Below are 15,286 nucleotides of genomic sequence, written 5' to 3'. Positions count from 1 at the left end.
GTTTTTACGTGGTGATAAATTGATAGGTTGTATGGTGATGATACACTTCATTGGGTTGCAAATAACAACTTGGTTGTGGCCATTTAGGATGATGCGGGCTATCAGGTAAAAATTGCGCTTCTAATGCAATACCCGCAAAGTTGCTATATACATCATTATGACGATTAGGCGTATTTTGTAGAAAATTGCCAGTATAGACTTGTAATGCAGGTTTAGTGGTTTTGATATTCATTAAAACTTTTTTATCGGATGATATTAATTGTGCGGCAATAGCTTTGGTCTTATCTAATAAATAAGCATGATCATAGCCGCCAGTCATTTGCCGTTCGGGACTCTCGAGCAGTCTATCAGACAATTGTTTTGCTTGCCGTAAATCCATGTCATATTGACCAACATCAGCTAAGTTATGATAAGGAATCCCTGCGCGATTAACCGGTAAATAGAAATTCGCATTAACTTTTAATGTATGTGCAAGGACACTATTACTCAACTCACCATCAAGATTAAAATAAGCATGATTAGTTAAGTTTACTGGTGTAGTTTTGTTAGTTGTTGCCTGAAAATCGATAATGACTTCATTTTCATTAGTTAAATAATAAGTCACAATTACCTTCAGCTCACCGGGAAAGCCTTGATCGCCATCAGACGATATTAAATTAAATGTCACTTTCTGAGCTGATTGATATTCAATATTCCAAATTTTCTTATCAAATCCGCATTGCCCACCATGGAGTAGGTTTACCCCTTGGTTGGCGGTGAGCAAATAGTGTTGGCCATTGATATCGATAGTTGCATTAGCAATACGATTTGCATAACGTCCAATAGTCGCACCCAGATAAGCATCTTGGTGTTGATATTGGTTTAATGATTGACAACCCAGCAGTATTTCGCGATGCTTGCTTGCAATGGGTATTAAGCATGATAACCAAGTTGCCCCCCAATTAGAGACCTTAATGGTCATTCCTTGCAAATTAGTTAATGTAATAATCTGTTTTATTGGCATAAAACATGGGCTCCTTCGCTAGGTTCACAAACATAAATTGTTTCTTTAATACCAAACTTTTTAAAATAATTGTCATTAACGATTGTTTTAACACTGTTTACTTTATCTTTTGCCACTAGTGCAACTACGCAGCCGCCAAAGCCTCCTCCAGTCATGCGAACGCCACCTTGTTCACCAATTACATCATGAATAATTTCGACAAGATAGTCGATAGCAGCAACAGTAATTTCAAAATCATCACGCATTGAACGATGACTGGCTGCCATTAATGTAGATAATAATTTATAATCTTTAGCTTCAAGTGCCTTTGCCGCTTGGAGTGTACGTTCATTTTCGGTAATGACATGGCGTGCACGTTTAAATACTGTAGGATCTAAGGTGGTTTTGATTTTTTCAAGATCAGCTAACGATGCATCACGTAATGCCTTTACACCTAGTGCTTTTGCAGCCGCTTCGCATTGTTTACGACGAGTATTATATTCACTATCAACTAATCCTCGTTTAATATTAGAATTGATAATGACAACAGCAAAATCCTTGGGCATTTTGACCGCTTTGGTTGTCAGTGAACGACAATCAATTAATAATGCATGCTGAGCTTGTCCTAGTGCTGAAATTAATTGATCCATAATGCCACAATTACAACCGACAAATTGGTTTTCGGCTTCTTGACCAATTAAGGCTAATTTTGTGCCATCAAAAGGTAACTGATAAAGTACTTGCAACATTTTACCGACGGCAACTTCAAGCGATGCTGACGAGCTTAAACCTGCACCTTGGGGGACATTACCACTAATGACAAAATCAACACCGTGGATAGCATTTGTATAGTTTTTAAGATGTTTTATCACACCACGCACATAGTTAGCCCATTGGTAATCAGGATGTTTTTCAATAGACGAATCAAGAGAAAATTGGTCTTGTTGATTATCATAATCGACAGCAATAACACGTATAATATTATCTGAACGTTTGTGACAACTTATCACTGTTTGATAATTAATTGCGCAGGGTAAAACAAAACCATCGTTGTAATCGGTGTGTTCACCAATTAAGTTCACGCGCCCTGGCGCTTGTATAAAGGTATCGGGTTTGTAACCGAATTGGCTTTCAAATACTTGTGTCGTGCTATCAATTAATGCTTTCATTTACTTATCCTTTTGCTCTTTATAATGCACATCACTCACGTTGCGAAGTTTTTCGGCAGCTTGTTCGGGGGTTAAATCTCGTTGCACTTCGGCGAACATTTCGTAACCAACCATGAATTTTTTTACCGTAGCTGAACGCAACAAAGGTGGATAAAAATGCGCATGTAGTTGCCAATAATCATTGTTATCACCTTCAAATGGTGCGCCGTGCCAACCCATTGAATAAGGGAAAGAACAATGAAATAAATTATCGTAGCGGCTTGTTAGTTTTTTAAGCGCAATAGCTAAATCTATTCGCTGGTCATTATTTAACTGTGTTAATTGCGCAATATGTGTTTTGGGTAATAATAGTGTTTCAAATGGCCACACGGCCCAAAAAGGGACAACGGCAAGCCAATGTTCTGTTTCTACCACAATTCGTTCACGCAAAGTTAACTCTTTTTGCACATAATCGACTAATAAATTTCGGTGATATTTTTCAAAATAATGACGCATATTGAGATCTTCACACGCAACTTCATTTGGAATAAAACTATTGGCCCAAATTTGCCCATGTGGATGTGGATTAGAGCAACCCATTGCCGCACCTTTGTTTTCAAATATCTGTACCCAAGGATAATCTTGGCTCAGTTCTTGTAATTGACTTATCCAAGTTTTAATTACGCCTTCAATAGCAGTTAAATTGAGTTCGGGTAGGGTTTTACTGTGATCGGGTGAAAAACAGATAACGCGGCTAGTACCTTTAGCACTTTGAATCTGGAATAACGGATCTTGGCTTTGCGGCGATTCTGGCGTATCTACCATTAATGCGGCAAAATCATTAGTAAAAACATAGGTTCCAGTATAGTTAGGATTAATATCACCCGTTACTCGTTTATTTCCAGGGCATAAAAAGCAGTTTGGATCGTAATAGGGTTTTTGTTCTTGATTTATCGTTTCTTGTTGACCTTGCCAAGGTCGTTTGGCTCGATGTGGCGAGACAAGCACCCATTGATTAGTCAATGGGTTATAACGACGATGAGGGTGATCGACAGGATTAAAAATAGCCATTTTCGCCTCTTTTATCTTTCTTTTTATGATTGATACTCTAGGGTTTAATCGGGATAGCCTTGTGGATTATGTGATTGCCAATTCCACGAATCTTTTACCATATCATCAAGTGTTAATTTGGTTTTCCAACCTAGAATTTGTTCTGCTTTTTTTGCATCAGCCCAAAATGCGGGTAAATCGCCAGCACGTTTAGGAGCAAAGTGCCAATTAAGTGGTTTGCCAGAGGCTTTTTCAAAAGCTTTAATAACTTCTAATACACTATAGCCAATACCTGAACCTAAATTATAAATATGTACGCCAGCTTTATTCTGGTCAGCTTTAAGTGCAGCGATATGTCCATCAGCTAAATCGACCACGTGAATAAAGTCACGAACACAAGTGCCATCTTTTGTCGGGTAGTCATTACCAAAAACAGCAAGTGACTCACGTTTTCCTACTGCAACTTGAGTAATATAAGGCATTAGGTTATTGGGGATACCGAGTGGATCTTCACCCATTAATCCGCTTGGATGTGCACCAACAGGATTAAAGTAACGTAATAAAGTTAATGACCAGTCTGGTTCCGCAACAGCTAAATCCATCATACATTGTTCAACCATTAATTTACTTTTTCCATACGGGCTACTTGGTAAACCTTGTGGTAATGTTTCAACATAGGGAACTGGTGCGAGTTCGCCATATACGGTTGCAGATGAGCTAAATATTAACTGTTTTACACCTGCAGCTCGCATTGCTTTCATTAACACAATACTGCCATAGACATTGTTTTCATAATATTCAAGCGGTTTGTATACTGATTCCCCCACAGCTTTTAGTCCAGCAAAATGGATAACAGCTTGGATATCATGCTCAGCAAATATTTTTTCTAACAATTGTTGGTCACAAATGTCACCGTGATAAAAACTAACACCATGCCCGGTAATTTGTTTAATTCTTTCTAACACTGAAGCTTTGCTGTTGAATAAGTTATCAATGACAATCGGTGTGTAACCTGATTGAATTAATTGTACACATGTATGACTTCCAATATACCCGCAACCACCTGTTACTAATATTTTCATGTTAAAACCTTAATCTAAAGTTATATTTTTATTGAGTTCTTGTTGATCTTTATTTTGTTCACCGTTTAGGTTTTTAAAGATATCCCAAGGACCGCGTCCAGATAAAGTGAATGACGAAATCAGTGTAAAACTTAATGCGATCGCGCCAAGGACTAAATAGGTGCCTTCGTAGCCAATTTTAACATACATTAGACCTGCAAAGGTGGACATAAACATAATAGAGAGTTGTTTTGCAAAACAAAATGCAATTAAATAAACGGTTGCTGATAATCGAATAGGAAAGTGTTTAGTAATATATTTAAATGCCCCAACCAATAATAACGGCGCTTCGAACATATGTAATGTTTTTAAAATAACAACTTCAATTGCGTTAGTTGCAAATGCCGAACCGGTTATACGAATCGACATAATAGCCCCAGCAATTAATAAAGTATTTTTACTACCGATCTTCATGACAATAATTGGTGCAAAAAACATGACAGTTGCATTTAAAAATTCACCAAGCGTTGTGACATAACCAAACGCTTCACGACCCACTTGTTCGCTTTTAAAAAATGAAGTGAAAAAGTTAGCAAATTGCTGATCAAATACATCATAAGTACAGGCAACACCGATAATATAGAGCATAAAATACCATGTTTTACTCATGCTAAGTAAGTTAAAGGCAAGTTTTAAATTGAACGGTTCGGGTTTATTAAGTCCCATTTGTTCAACAACTTCGGTAGTTGTTGTTTTGGCTGGATCGGCTATTTTAACTAAAAACAATAATATAATTGCAAAACCTGAACATAACCAGTAAACCGCATTGATATCTTTTGAAATCATAATACCAACAAATGAAGCACAAATTGCCCAACCAAAACAACCAAACATACGGCATCGACCAAATTCAAATCCACTTCGTCGACTGATTTTTTCAACCAATGCTTCTATTGATGGTGAGCCACAATTGAATGCCACACTCAGATAAAGTCCCCCAACTATAGCACCTAAAGTAACATTAAATTGGAGTAGCGGTCCTAATACAAAAATAAAAAAGGGGCCAAATAGAACTAATAATAATGTGATAATCCACAGTAGATGTTTTTTTAATCCTAGTTTATCCGAGATTAATCCAAAAAAAGGCTGAAAAAGAAGCGCAAATAATGAAATAAACGAAAACACATATCCTGTTTCGGCTTGATCTAACCCATTCATTTTTAACCATACAGGAAAAAATGGCGAATAGGCCCCCATAATGAAAAAATAAAGGAAAAAGTAAAGCGTAAATACCCAGTAATTTTTATTGTAAAGCGATGAGGTTATTTTTTGATTCATAATCAACTTCCTTTGCTAATCTTTCAATGATTACGTAATTTGCATATCGTTTACATTAAAAGTAAGTACAAAAAGCTATCTGTTTTTAAGGATAATATCATCTTATTTTTTCCAAAAAAGTGATCTAGATAACATTTTATGAAATCGATTACATTATTTTATAAATTAGTTACATTACATCATTAAGTTTTTTTGAATGTTGTATTAATGCTAAATCTGAGTTTATACATGCTGTTATTTATAGAAAAATAGTGGCTATTTTCATTAAACTGAATTTTTTCAACTAGGATAAAATTAGTTATGAATTAAAATTGTGCTTTTATGATATCGGTTACATTTTTTAAAACAGGTTAATTAAGATAAAGATCTTTATCAAGTCAAAAATTGAGTGATTTTAAAAAATATGAACCATAACTAAATCAAAAATAGATTATTTATTATTAGTTTTTAGGTATGTCATTTTAGACAATTGATAAAAAATTTTTGATGGAAATTATAAATAATCTGTTGAGTTAGCTAATATAATATGTAATTTTTAATTAGTTATGTTTGTGTATGTATTTTACTGTGTGATTTTATAAAGTTTATCAATAGAACAATTAATATAACTATCAATGCTAAAGTTAACGATAGCTAGATAAAACCCGTTCCGCCAATTTTTGGCGGAATAGGCACTAAGGTTATTTATACTTTAGCATTAAACATGAATACGTTTTTCAAAATCGCTCCAATCATAAAAACCATCAGAGTTGAGCGATGCATTTTTAAGTTTTAGTTGAAAATGTTCAGGTGGATTATTGATATCGATCGCTTGCCCTGTATAAAGTTGTTCAAAACTTTGATAAACATATTCAGCTTTAAAATAATGCTTGCCTGTTAGCGAGTGTTTGAAGCGTTGAAAAATTACTTTACCACCAATAGGAGTGGTTTCATATTGATGAGGTAGTTGATACTCTTCAAAATCTAAAGCGCCTAATAGTGATGCGATTGTACTATCATGACCGACTAATAAATTGACCGTATATTGTTGCTGCATTAGATCATCAATCATATTGATCAATTTGGCTGCTGCGCGTGTAGCGAGTGTTTTGGTGTGGCAAATTAAGTTAATGTACTGATTACGAATCTGCACAATTTGTTGCCACTGCTCTAAGCTATCAATTTTACCCCATGCAATTTGATTTTTAGGAAACGCTGAATAATATTGCAATAAAAAAGAATCAACGACACTAATGCCAACGGCTAAGGCTCCCAATAATGCTGGCTCTTCATTCTTTTTGAAATAGAGTTCTAATGGGATATCGGCTAATTCACACTGATATTGTTTGTATAGCTCAGATTGTTTGTAATTGAGTATATCTGACAAAATTTGATAAGCCGGCGCTAAGTTTTTAAAAATTGATTGTGCCTTATCTGCTTGCTCAATATCATGTAAAACGGCTTGCTTAAATTGTTCTGAATCTTCTTCTAAACTTGGGTCGAAAATTGGATCCATTCTTTCAATAGGATATTTATGATTGATAGTTATATCACAACCTGCATAGGCGCCGGCTACAATGAACTGCGCTGTCGCAACGGTTCTTTGTAAACTATTGGCATAGACAAATAAGTCATGACTATTATTGGTTATTTTGATATTGTGTTTTTCTAACCATTGTGACAGGTAGTGACCAAAATAGACTTCTAATGCTCCTCCTCTGGTTGTTAGATAACCATAAGGATGGTCCCATTTGGGCCATTGATAAGGAGTAGCTTGATCAATAAATTCTAGGGTATTTTGTAAAGCTGTACGAATACCATGACGACTTAGTATAACAACTTTTTCCAATTGGTAATGCGAGTTACTCATTTTGTGATCCAACCTTGCTTATGTAGATAATCTAAAATAAAACTTCGTTGCCCATTTATAATCGTTTCGGCAATTTTATCACTCCAACCACCTGTTTTTTGATGGGTACTACGGTGGTTGTAATAATCATTCATTTGTGTATCGTATTGTGCCAATAGAGTTTTATCTATTGGTTGATATTGATTTTCGAAAAATACCAAAGGCTTAGGAAGTCTTGGCTTTATTTCAGGGTGTTGGTCTGGATAGCCAATGCATAACCCAAAAAGAGGCAAAACATATTTAGGGATGGCTAATAATTCCGTAACTTTATCAATATTATTACGTAAGCCACCAATATAAACTATGCCTAAGCCTAAAGATTCAGCTGCAATCACTGCATTTTGTGCCATGAGCGCAGTTTCAATGCAGCCAACTAAAAGTTGTTCTGCTCTTTCAAGGGGTATTGTTGGATCAATTTGAAAATGTCGATTAAAATCAGCGCAAAATACCCAAAATTCGGGTGCTTGTTTAACATAGCACTGATCACCTGTGTAGTGAGCAAGTTTTTCACGTTTGTTACTATCAGTAATACGAATTATAGTTGCGCATTGTAAAAAATTAGAGCTTGAAGCCGATTGTGCAGCCGTAACAATTGTATCGATTTGCGCTTGGGTTAAGGGAATGGATTTATAAGCACGAATTGAACGGTGCTGACAAATTAAATCAATTGTTTGGTTTTGCATAATGGCTCCTTTATATAACTATTTTTTCATGAACTGTAAGTCCCAAACCCCGTGCCCTAAATTTTGACCTCTTTTTTCAAACTTAGTAATTGGCCTATCTTCTGGTCTGGGAATATAATCACCTGTTGATGATAAATTCTTAAAACCTTCCGCTTGAGTTAATACTTCAAGCATATGTTCGGCATAATGTTGCCAATCGGTAGCGAGATGTAAAATACCACCAATTTTTAATTTTTTTTGTATTAATTGCACAAATTCAGGTTGAATAATTCTACGTTTATTATGTCTAGCTTTATGCCAAGGATCGGGAAAATAAATTTGCACTTTATCAAGCGAGTCATCAGCTATCATATTATTCAAGACTTCAACGGCATCATGACACATGACTTTTAGGTTAGATAATTGGTTTTCTTCGATCGCCATTAAACAAGCACCCACTCCAGGTTTGTGCACTTCAATTCCCAAAAAATCTTTAGAAGGCGCATTTTTGGCCATCTCAACCAATGATGCCCCCATACCAAAACCAATTTCTAATACGAAGGGTCTTTTGTTATTTGAACCTATAGTAACGTTTGGATTATAGTCAATACCAAATGAAGGCCATAAATTCTCTAATGCTTGTTGCTGACCTTTAGTTAAACGACCTTGTCGTAATACAAAACTTCGAATAGTTCGTTTTGATTTTATATCTTCACTGTTATTTATCATGGATTGTTCATTCATCACGTTGTCTATTTTTGTGTCGCTGTTTGCCAAATTTGTTTACTCATTAAGGTTTATAATAAGAAAGTAGTTTAACTGATTTTTGATTCACTTCAAGAAAACATATTGTTGATATGTTTTTCTATTTATTATTGTGATACATATAAAAAATTTTGAATAAATTTTTATAATGTGGTTGAGCATACTCTGTAAATGATTATATAATTATCACCCCGATTTAACCGATTACGTATAAGTAATCATTATAACATGCTTGAGGATTTCTCGTGCCTGATATGAAGCTTTTTGCTGGTAATGCTACACCAGAGCTGGCAAAACGTATAGCTAATCGTCTTTATACTTCTCTAGGTGATATTGTTGTTAGTCGTTTTAGCGATGGAGAAGTAAATGTACAAATTAACGAAAACGTCCGTGGTGAAGATGTTTTTATTATTCAATCAACTTGTGCGCCTACCAATGATAACTTAATGGAATTATTAGTCATGATCGATGCAATGCGTCGAGCATCTGCTGGTCGTATCACAGCGGTTATTCCTTATTTTGGTTATGCAAGGCAAGATCGTCGTGTACGTTCAGCGCGAGTGCCTATTACAGCTAAAGTTGTTGCTGACTTTTTATCAACAGTTGGTGTTGATAGGGTATTAACCGTTGATCTTCATGCAGAGCAAATTCAAGGTTTTTTTGATGTACCTGTAGATAACGTATTTGGTAGCCCAGTTATTTTAGAAGATATGTTACAACGCGAGTTTGAACGTCCGATTGTCGTATCGCCTGATATTGGTGGTGTGGTACGTGCTCGAGCGATTGCAAAACTTTTAAATGATACTGATATGGCAATTATCGATAAGCGTCGTCAACGCGCTAATGAAGCGGAAGTGATGAATATCATCGGTGATGTTGCTGATAGAGATTGTATTTTAGTTGATGATATGATTGATACAGCCGGTACACTTTGTAAAGCGGCGGATGCATTAAAAGCGCGTGGTGCTAAAAGCGTTTATGCTTATGCAACGCATCCAATTTTTTCAGGTAAAGCCGTCACTAATATTAAAAATTCTGCCATTGATGAAATAGTTGTTTGTGACACCATTCCGTTAACTGCTGAAGTAAAAGCATTAAAAAATGTACGTCAATTAACACTATCTGGGATGCTTGCTGAAGCTATTCGTCGTATTAGTAACGAAGAGTCAATTTCAGCGATGTTCCATCAATAATTTATTTTATTATTGAACGACAAGCCCCTTTATATTGGGGCTTTTTTCTAAAAAAAATCAGTAAAAATCGCAATATTATGACAACGATAAAACTTATTGTAGGACTTGCCAATCCTGGAAATGAATATGCCGCAACTCGCCATAATGCAGGTGCATGGTTTGTTGATCTTTTAGCTGAACGATATCATCAATCTTTAAAAAATGAAGCTAAATTTTTTGGCTATACAGCTAGAATAAACATTGCCGGTCATGACGTGAGATTATTAGTTCCTACTACGTTTATGAATTTAAGTGGTAAAGCGGTACAGGCACTAGCAACCTTTTATCAAATTAAACCAGAAGAAATTTTAGTTGCTCATGATGAACTGGATCTTAACCCGGGTATTGCTAAATTTAAATTTGGTGGAAGCCATGGCGGCCATAATGGTTTAAAAGATATTGCCAGCAAATTAGGTAATAATTTAAATTTCTATCGTCTTAGAATTGGTATTGGTCATCCTGGTGACAAAAATAAAGTTGTCGGTTATGTGTTAAATAAACCCTCTAAACCCGAACAAGAACTCATTGATAAGGCGATAGAAGAATCAGTACGATCAGTTGAGATTTTATTATCAGATGGCATTGAAAGTGCAATGAATCACTTACATGCATTTAAAGGCTGAAAGGGTGGTTATTAAACTTATTATAGTGATAAATTTTATTGGATGATAATCCACCTAGCATCAGGTGGATTGTGTTGAATCAAACAACATTAAGAAAAAAGATGAGTAACATCTCCCCCTTTTTCGGCGATTTTTTTCATCACTTCTTTGATTAACCACATATTCATCGATGCGGTATCATCGGTACTGCCTGGGTAGTTAAGTTCTTTTGCCAAATTTTTTCGTGCTTCTAAACTATTATCGATACCTAATAATTTCAATAAATCAACAATGGATGTTTTCCAATTAAGTTTTTCAGGATATTTGTTCGCTAAATTCTCTAATATAGACATAACATCAGTCTGAGAGACTTGTTTGGCTTGGTCTGAATTTTGTTGTGTTTCTGTTTGAATGCCAGAGGCGGCGTTTTTAGCAGCATCTGTCATACTATTTACTTTGTCTTTGACTGTATTGTCAACATTTGCTGCTGCTGCTTGTGCGCTTGGAAATATTTTAGAAAAAATATTATTTAAAATACCCATATTACATCCTCCTATGTTTAAACTGCTTTAAAAAACTGCTTAACGATATAGATGTAGATAATATCCTTTTCAGTATACCTGTTTGAAAGTAACACTGTCAAAAAGATAAATATTTACTGCTTTTATCTTTCAAAATTAGGCTACCAATTTTGGTCTCTATGTCTATTTTTCAAAGCGATCTTTATTCGAACTTTGATAAATTAATTTATTGAATAACTTGTATAAGTTAGTTTTAAGACAAATGATATAAAGATATTTTTAGGATTATTTATTATACCAATTCTATATAAAATGTGATCGGTATCCCAATTTCAAACAAATTTGGCATACGATGTAGTAAATTAGTTGTAATATTTGGTTTACCAATATGTAGTGTGACATAAATTTTTTATGTTAGAAATTTAAATTACAACTAGAGGTATATTATGAGTTCCATTTTTAAATCAGGAGGATACGTCCGTTGGGTGATGATTATTTTATTTGCAACGGGTGTGATTCTTAATTATGTCGATCGTAATGCACTAGGTATTATGGCTCAAGAAATTATACGTGATTTAAATATAACACCTAAAGAGTACTCGTATATTACTGGTGCTTTTCAACTAGCTTATACCCTTTTTCAACCTATTGTAGGCTGGTTTATTGATGTAATCGGATTACGAGTCGGTTTTGCGATAATGGTCATCATTTGGTCTATTATGTGCATACTTCATGCTGGTGCAGGCACTTGGTTTCAATTAGCGATTTTACGTTTTTTTATGGGTGGTGCTGAATCTGTTGTTGCCCCAGCCAATGCTAAAGTTGTCAGTTTATGGTTTCCTAAAAAAGAACGCGCTATTGCTAATGGTTGGAGTATGGTTGGATTTTCATTGGGCGCCATGATTGCACCTCCTCTTATTTATGCGATACACCAATTTGGTGGTTGGCAGTTAGCGTTCCTAATTCCAGGTTCTGTAGGGTTAATTTGGGCAGGAATATGGCTTTACTTTTTCAGTGAACCATCGAAAAGTCGGTCTATTAGTGAAGCAGAAAGAAAATATATTTTATCCGATCAAGATGACACAGAGAGCCAACAAAACAAAAACATCTGGCAAGCGATTAAAAAAGTGATTTTGCAAAAAAAATTCTATGGTATTGCTATTCCAGCTTTTCTAGCTGAACCAGCTTGGGCGGCAGTGAATTTTTGGGTTCCTTACTATTTATTAACTGAACGCGGTATGCAATTAAAAGAGATGGCAATGTTTGTTTGGATTCCTTTCCTTGCTGCCGATTTTGGTGGTTTATCCTCTGGTTATTTTTCGCGTATGCTCAATAAACGTTTTAATTTATCTCGTGTTAATTCGGCTTGTATAACTTATCTTGGTGCTGCTTTTTTTATGTTATCGATGGCGTTTGCAAGTTTAACACAAAGCCCATATGCCGCCATTGCTTTAATTGCTATAGGTGCATGGGGACATCAGATGTTATCTGCCATGCTTACTATTCAAGTGATTGAAAACTTTGATGGTAAAGAAGTATCAACAGTAAATGGTTTGCGTGGTAGCTCGGCTTGGATTGCTAGTTTCTTATTTACGATCATTGTTGGTCAGTTTGTTGCAACAATCGGCTTTAAACCCTTTTTTATTACTATGGGCTTTTTAGATATTATTGGGGCAATTATTATGTGTTCACTGTTGTATCAGCGTAAGTAAAAGGATTAATACCAAAATTATTATATTAGATATGCAATAATGAAGTACATCCTAACATAAATACAAAAGGGCGTTTAACGCTCTTTTTTATTTTTGGTTATCAATAATAATAAAAAAGCCCATTATCAGGGCTTTATTTTTGATTGTGTTGACAACGGAGTTTTATTCAAAAAATGCACGTTTAATTGCGTATTCTACGCCGCGAATTTCGGCTAATCCTCTTAAACGACCAATGGCAGAATAACCCGGATTCGTTTTCTTTTTCAGATCATCTAACATTTGGTGTCCATGATCGGGGCGAACGGGAATGGCACGTTTAATTCCCGCTTTTTTACGTCGCTGTTCTTCGCTAACCAGAGCTTTAATGACTGCATACATGTCAACATCACCAGCAAGATGATCTCCTTCATGGAAAGACAAAGGATTTTCTTCTCGGACTGTTGCACGTAAATGAATAAAATGAACACGGTCAGCAAATTTTTCAGCCATTTTGGCTAAATCGTTATCTTGACGAACACCATAGGATCCAGTACAGAAGCAAAAACCATTATGAATGCTGTCTACGGTATCTTTAATCCATTGCATATCTTCAATAGTTGAAACAATGCGCGGTAACCCTAGAATAGGGCGTGGTGGATCATCAGGATGTACGGTTAAGACTACACCGACTTCTTCTGCGACAGGTACGATGTTTTTCAGGAAATAGGCGTAATTTTCACGCAGTTTATTTTTATCAATACCATCATAAGTGGCAAGGTGGGCTCTAAATTGATCAAGAGAGTAACCTTCTTCCGCTCCAGGTAAACCCGCAATAATATTAGCAACAAGCTTGTCTTTATCTACTTGTGTCATTTTTTCAAAATATGTTTTTGCGCTGTCAATATCCTCTTTTGAATAATCGTTTTCTGCATTAGGTCTTTTTAAAAGATGAATATCAAATGCAGCAAAAGCAACTTGGTCAAAACGAAGTGCTTTAGAACCATCAGGTAAGGTGTAAGCAAGATCAGTTCGAGTCCAGTCTAAAACAGGCATGAAGTTATAACAAATAGTATCAATACCACAGGCGGCTAAATTACGAATTGATTGCTGATAATTGGCAATATGTTGTTCAACATTACCAGTGTGTGTTTTTATCTCTTCATGAATGGGAATACTTTCAACAACTGACCAAGTTAACCCTTTTTCTTCAATCATGTTTTTGCGTTTTTGAATCTCTTCAATCGGCCACACTTCACCATTAGGGATATGGTGTAAAGCTGTCACAATTCCTGTTGCCCCAGCTTGCCTAATGTCATCTAATGATACTGGATCGCTAGGACCAAACCAACGCATTGTTTGTTCCATCTAAATTCTCCTTAAATTTTTAGCTTACTTAAATTTCAATAGCTAAAAGATCGATAAATGACGTTGGTTTTATGTTGTTCATTGGTTAACAATGTTAACAGGAATAGAATCAAATAAATAACCATCAAAATTTGGATCTTCACTATCAGAAACGGTCATCAATGTTTGTTTAACATTTTCTAAATGTTGCCACATTGCATGGCGCGCAGCCATCGCATCTTTTATTTGCAAAGCTTGTAAAATTTTTTCATGGTCATCAAGCCATTTTTTTCGATAACTGTGATCAGTGATGCGACTATGCAATTGATTCCACATTTTACTTGCTGATCGTCTTTGCCATAAATCCTGTAATAAACCTTCAAGTACTGAGTTTTTAGTCGCTTTGGCGATCGTGATATGAAACAATTCATCGGCACTGTAATCATCAATTAATCCTTGCTCTAACATTTGTCGTTCTTGTTCCAAGATTGATCTCAGCTCAATGATATCGGATTTGACTATTTGTGATGCGGCAAAAGCGGCAATATTACTTTCAATTAATTGTCTTGCTTGCAATAATTCAAATGGTCCAAAATCTTCCTCTTCAATTTTTTTATCTTTTTCGGATAAGATTTCATCTGGTAAACCAATTACATAAACGCCCGATCCTTTTTTAACTGTCACTAAATTTTCCAGTTCTAACATAATTAGTGCTTCACGTACTACCGTTCTACTCACACTAAATGCTTCGGCAATGTCTCGTTCAGGTGGTAGTCTATCACCTAACTTATAAGTCCCACTTTTCAATAATAATTTTAGCTCATTACCAATTTCTTGATATAGCCGATTAACCGTAAGCATTATCTATAAATCCCCATTCTTACATCGATTTACTGTAATTATACGCTAAATATTATCAGTACCAGAAGTTGTTTATAAAATAATGGGCGCTAATTTTATAATTGGAATACCAATTTTGGTGTTCATTATAAATATTTTGTT

The 15,286-nt window shown here is 35.3% G+C and carries 14 protein-coding genes; 3 read left to right on the top strand and 11 right to left on the bottom strand.

The genetic code is table 11. The features are described from left to right. Positions 1 to 4: 4 nt before the first annotated feature. The 8 genes from galM to trmB all read right to left on the bottom strand — a co-directional run bounded on the left by galM (position 5) and on the right by trmB (position 8,873). Positions 5 to 1,003 (bottom strand): galactose-1-epimerase, encoded by a 999-nt coding sequence (galM, locus tag A9G03_RS08090; RefSeq protein WP_065798893.1) that lies wholly within the window; start codon positions 1,001 to 1,003, stop codon positions 5 to 7. Further along, complete coding sequence (gene galK, locus A9G03_RS08085) at positions 994 to 2,151, bottom strand: galactokinase (protein WP_065798892.1); 1,158 nt, start codon at positions 2,149 to 2,151, stop codon at positions 994 to 996. The genes galM and galK overlap by 10 nt, the downstream gene beginning before the upstream one ends. Next, positions 2,152 to 3,201 (bottom strand): galactose-1-phosphate uridylyltransferase, encoded by a 1,050-nt coding sequence (gene galT / locus A9G03_RS08080; protein WP_065798891.1) that lies wholly within the window; start codon positions 3,199 to 3,201, stop codon positions 2,152 to 2,154. It lies immediately after the preceding gene. A 44-nt stretch (positions 3,202 to 3,245) separates the two neighbouring features. Further along, on the bottom strand, positions 3,246 to 4,262 hold the full coding sequence (gene galE, locus A9G03_RS08075) for a UDP-glucose 4-epimerase GalE (RefSeq protein WP_065798890.1): 1,017 nt from the start codon (positions 4,260 to 4,262) through the stop codon (positions 3,246 to 3,248). Between the two features lie 9 nt (positions 4,263 to 4,271). Then, positions 4,272 to 5,579, bottom strand: coding sequence for an MFS transporter (locus tag A9G03_RS08070; protein WP_065798889.1), 1,308 nt, complete (start codon positions 5,577 to 5,579; stop codon positions 4,272 to 4,274). Positions 5,580 to 6,276: 697 nt separating this feature from the next. Beyond that, the gene (locus tag A9G03_RS08065) at positions 6,277 to 7,428 is read right to left on the bottom strand and encodes a histidine-type phosphatase (protein WP_065798888.1); all 1,152 of its coding nucleotides are present in this window, start codon (positions 7,426 to 7,428) and stop codon (positions 6,277 to 6,279) included. Further along, complete coding sequence (gene nfsA / locus A9G03_RS08060) at positions 7,425 to 8,150, bottom strand: oxygen-insensitive NADPH nitroreductase (RefSeq protein WP_065798887.1); 726 nt, start codon at positions 8,148 to 8,150, stop codon at positions 7,425 to 7,427. The genes A9G03_RS08065 and nfsA overlap by 4 nt, the downstream gene beginning before the upstream one ends. A gap of 18 nt (positions 8,151 to 8,168) precedes the next feature. Further along, on the bottom strand, positions 8,169 to 8,873 hold the full coding sequence (gene trmB, locus A9G03_RS08055) for a tRNA (guanosine(46)-N7)-methyltransferase TrmB (protein ID WP_442903112.1): 705 nt from the start codon (positions 8,871 to 8,873) through the stop codon (positions 8,169 to 8,171). Positions 8,874 to 9,139: 266 nt separating this feature from the next. Between trmB and A9G03_RS08050 the strand changes: the two genes are divergently transcribed. Together A9G03_RS08050 and pth are read left to right on the top strand one after the other, a co-directional pair. Then, positions 9,140 to 10,087: a ribose-phosphate pyrophosphokinase gene (locus tag A9G03_RS08050; RefSeq protein ID WP_065634720.1), complete on the top strand. Its 948-nt coding sequence runs from the start codon at positions 9,140 to 9,142 to the stop codon at positions 10,085 to 10,087. A 77-nt stretch (positions 10,088 to 10,164) separates the two neighbouring features. Then, positions 10,165 to 10,749: an aminoacyl-tRNA hydrolase gene (pth, locus tag A9G03_RS08045; RefSeq protein WP_065798885.1), complete on the top strand. Its 585-nt coding sequence runs from the start codon at positions 10,165 to 10,167 to the stop codon at positions 10,747 to 10,749. Between the two features lie 89 nt (positions 10,750 to 10,838). Here the strand turns inward: pth and A9G03_RS08040 are convergent, their stop codons facing one another. Beyond that, the gene (locus A9G03_RS08040; RefSeq protein ID WP_065634722.1) at positions 10,839 to 11,270 is read right to left on the bottom strand and encodes a DUF3597 domain-containing protein; all 432 of its coding nucleotides are present in this window, start codon (positions 11,268 to 11,270) and stop codon (positions 10,839 to 10,841) included. A 425-nt stretch (positions 11,271 to 11,695) separates the two neighbouring features. Here A9G03_RS08040 and A9G03_RS08035 point away from each other — a divergent pair, with 425 nt between their 5' ends. Continuing rightward, the gene (locus A9G03_RS08035) at positions 11,696 to 12,961 is read left to right on the top strand and encodes an MFS transporter (protein WP_065798884.1); all 1,266 of its coding nucleotides are present in this window, start codon (positions 11,696 to 11,698) and stop codon (positions 12,959 to 12,961) included. 162 nt (positions 12,962 to 13,123) lie between these two features. Here A9G03_RS08035 and uxuA read toward each other — a convergent pair whose 3' ends face one another. After that, entirely contained in the window at positions 13,124 to 14,305 is a 1,182-nt protein-coding gene (gene uxuA / locus A9G03_RS08030) for a mannonate dehydratase (RefSeq protein WP_065798883.1), read from the bottom strand. 78 nt (positions 14,306 to 14,383) lie between these two features. Beyond that, positions 14,384 to 15,145 (bottom strand): FCD domain-containing protein, encoded by a 762-nt coding sequence (locus A9G03_RS08025; protein WP_065634725.1) that lies wholly within the window; start codon positions 15,143 to 15,145, stop codon positions 14,384 to 14,386. Positions 15,146 to 15,286: the final 141 nt, after the last annotated feature.

It is taken from the genome of Gilliamella sp. wkB171 (genome assembly GCF_001693755.1).
GTDB lineage: Bacteria > Pseudomonadota > Gammaproteobacteria > Enterobacterales > Orbaceae > Gilliamella > Gilliamella apicola_F.
This window is presented reverse-complemented; position numbering and strand designations above follow the sequence as displayed.